The organism is Chlorogloea sp. CCALA 695 (assembly GCF_003003885.1).
Taxonomy (GTDB): Bacteria; Cyanobacteriota; Cyanobacteriia; order Cyanobacteriales; family Chroococcidiopsidaceae; genus Aliterella.
Genome location: NZ_PVWN01000135.1, coordinates 1 through 3,149 on the forward strand (window position 1 = coordinate 1; position 3,149 = coordinate 3,149).

At 40.0% G+C, this 3,149-nt stretch carries 4 protein-coding genes; all 4 read right to left on the bottom strand.

Annotated elements, in window-relative coordinates; genetic code table 11:
- Positions 1 to 1,781, bottom strand: a 1,781-nt coding sequence (locus C7B70_RS25330; RefSeq protein WP_106371634.1) for a hypothetical protein, incomplete at its 3' end; no start/stop codon positions are given.
- A gap of 123 nt (positions 1,782 to 1,904) precedes the next feature.
- Positions 1,905 to 2,234, bottom strand: a complete 330-nt coding sequence (locus tag C7B70_RS25335) for a hypothetical protein (protein WP_106371635.1) — start codon at positions 2,232 to 2,234, stop codon at positions 1,905 to 1,907.
- Between the two features lie 50 nt (positions 2,235 to 2,284).
- Complete coding sequence (locus C7B70_RS25340) at positions 2,285 to 2,698, bottom strand: hypothetical protein (RefSeq protein WP_106371636.1); 414 nt, start codon at positions 2,696 to 2,698, stop codon at positions 2,285 to 2,287.
- Positions 2,698 to 3,057 carry a hypothetical protein gene (locus C7B70_RS25345; RefSeq protein ID WP_106371637.1) on the bottom strand — a complete coding sequence of 120 codons (360 nt, stop codon included), beginning with the start codon at positions 3,055 to 3,057 and terminating at the stop codon, positions 2,698 to 2,700. The genes C7B70_RS25340 and C7B70_RS25345 overlap by 1 nt, the downstream gene beginning before the upstream one ends.
- Between the last annotated feature and the right edge of the window lie 92 nt (positions 3,058 to 3,149).

Sequence of the window (3,149 nt, forward strand, 5' to 3'; positions counted from 1 at the left end):
TTGACCTCATTTACCTTATCCTGGGTAGCAATCTTAACTTCGCTAACTTTATCTTGGGCAGCAGTTTTGACTTCATTAACCTTGTCTTGAGCAACGGTCTTGACTTCATTTACTTTAATTTGGGCAGCAGTTTTAACTTCATTAACCTTATCTTGAGCAAAAGTTTTAACTTCGTTAACCTTGCCTTGAACGGCTTCTTTAACCTGTACGGTTTTAGCCTGCACCCATTGCATTACTTTACTTTTGGCTTGCTCTGCAATGGATTGAGAAGTCTTGTTAACGTCAGTAACCTTATGTTCCGCCCAAGACTTTAAGTTATCGTTGCGAACAAATTTAGAAAGATCCTCAAGGGATTTTTGGGTGTCCTTTAACTGTGCTTGTAGTGAATCAATCCGAGCGAGAGCATCGGCTAATGCCTGCTCTACAGAACCGCGAGTGCTTGCATTATTTGGGTTGACTACCTCTGGCATCTTTGCGTCTAGTTCTATCGGGGTGGGATTTATAGGAAAAGGAATCATCTCTTTGTCTTGCCGCGCCAAGACAATTGCCCCACTGTTAGATTTTTGATTTTCAATTACTGGAGATACGTCTAAAACTACTGCATCTATTATTTCTGCGCGATCTCCTTGGAAAACTTGTTCTTGGACTTGGGCTACTTGAGTTACTTTTAGAGCAGGTTCTAAAGTCTTTTCTGGAGTAACTGGTAAGTTTTGTGCTTGTAGTTCACTTACTTGGGCTACTTCTGGAACAACATTCAAGCTTTTTTCTGGAGTAACTGGTAGGTTTTGTGTTTGTAGTTCACTCACTCTGGCTCCTTCTGGAACAACATTCAAGCTCTTTTGGTGAGTAACTGGTGAATTTTCTAGTGTTAAAGAATGTTTATTTTCTAGAACTTGACCATTTTTGGCGTGGTAGACTTTCTCTCCGTCCACCACAACGCGGACAGAACCTTTTAATTCGTTAGGATTCTCTAAAGCTTGCTGTACTTTTTCCCCAACAGGGGTTGCTAATTTATCAGTAGTGACGACATTATCTGTTTGCTCGTAGACTTTATTGTTGCCAGCAAAAACTTGTAACTTAGAGCCATCAACATTACCAAGCTGTGCTTTTAACGACTCCATCCATGTGACAGAATTTGCTGGCACTGATCCTATCTGTTCTTTTTCCACTGTGACAGGTAGAGGGTCTTGAGGAAGTAAGTTCGCTTCTAGGCGTTCATTTGCAACTTGCACAGAACTTGTTGCTAAAGTGCTTTCTTGTTGGATAGAACTTTGCAAATCTATTTTATTTGCCATCCCTGACAATCGCTCTGTTACTAAATGAGCAAATTCATCCTTGGTTACTCCCATTCGCTCGTAAATACTATGCTCTGGGAGAAAATAAACAGCTTCACCATGCGAGTTAGTGTCTAGCAATGTAAATTCATAGTGCCTATCAGGAATATTTTGGTGCATTGTGGCATCAGAGTAAGCGTCATCATAAATTTCAACACTCACTGATGAATCTTGTCGCTGACAAACACTTATCTCTAAACCGTTAATTCTTTCGCTAACTCCTCCATTACTGTCGTCATACACCTCGCCATCAGCCATTTGACCTTTCTGCCATTCAGTAGCGTTATTGCGCTTTTCAATAACGTGCATTGCCGCATCTCTTACTGACATAGCCAGTGGCGTTTTTATCTCTGGGGCTGTTTCGCGGGGACTAGGACGTGGGGGAGGATCTGGTTCTAACCTTAGCTTCTCTAGAGATGCTTTAAGCTCTTCAATCGTCGGTTCCATTTTATTTTCCTACCTCAATGGATGGTGGATTAAAACTATTTTTTACTGCTTTACTTGGTGTTATTTGGATAACTCAAAAACTCCTATGAACCCAGATTCAACCTATGCAAAAAATCCGACCTCTCAGTTTTGCAAATAATGACTAATTCGAGATACTAAAAATTCTTGATTGGGAATTTCAGGTAGCACAGCCCCTCCCAGTTTATCTAACAAAACTTCGTTCCCTGCTTGAATATAAGCCCACTGGTCGTCAATTAATATTTGGACAACAGATTCATCAGTAATATTTTTAAGACTAATATCAAACCATTGACCATTTCTGTAGTGATAAGCTGAATCAGAGCAACTATCACCTAAATACACCTCAATTTCTTTAGGTCGATAGCCATTGGGAAACGGAGTCAGATTGATAGAGTCTTCGGCGTTAAGCGTTGCATTTGGATATTGAGTCACAGTGGAAGTCTCCTAACAAATTAAACTTTTGACACTAAAGAGCGCACGTTTTAGGGAATATATAGTGATTCTTCCTCAACTCTTTTTACTGTATCTTTGACAGTTTGATTTAAAGCTACTAACCATTGATTAACTGTTAGGCTTTGCTCCACTTGCTCTATTTTTGGCAATGAAAATAGAGAATTAGTCTGAAATTGCTTGGCAACATTCTTGGGATCTAGATCGAGAGCATTTTGAGAACTACGGTAGATAAGTTCTGTTTTGGTTGAAACTCCTATTAACTCTAAAACTCTGATTGTTTTGTTTTCTAATTGTGGGGAACGCAAAGCATTTTCTAACCGTTCTAGAGTTGCATCAGACACGTCTTCGTTTGGATAAATTTTTTCCCGCCCTAGAGATATAATAATTTTGTCTTTGTCACCAAACAGTGAGGCTAGATCGTTTATTCGTTGTTGATTTGACATTAGCTAACCTCCACTAGCACTGATTTGACTTCGGGAAAATGACCTCTAACTCGATTGAGGATGACGCGCTCTCTTACCTGAATAAATACTGCGCCATCGTCACCTATACCCTCAACGATGGTTGGTGGAGTATCACAGTTGGTTTCATTAGTAGTAAGCACACCCTTTTTGATTGCTAGTGCCGGAAGGTCAGCACAGTCGTAGTAAATTTCAAATAGTTCCAACTTGTAATTTTCAGTTAATACAGGAAGCGATCGCGCCATCAAGTAGTTTTGGGCAACCGATGGGTATTCCGACAACGTTCGCTGGACTTCTTGAGGCAATTTTGACAACACAGTTTGTTCAGTGGGAGTAAACATTAATACCTCCAAAGCGATCTACTTTAAATAGCAGTTGAAATTGAAAACCGAACACTAAAATCCACTAAGAGCTTGGTCAGCGATTTGTTGAT

Excerpts from the sequence above, each read along its gene's own strand:
- C7B70_RS25345 (WP_106371637.1), bottom strand. The coding sequence starts at position 3,057 with ATGTTTACTCCCACTGAACAAACTGTGTTGTCAAAATTGCCTCAAGAA.
- C7B70_RS25340 (WP_106371636.1), bottom strand. The coding sequence starts at position 2,698 with ATGTCAAATCAACAACGAATAAACGATCTAGCCTCACTGTTTGGTGAC.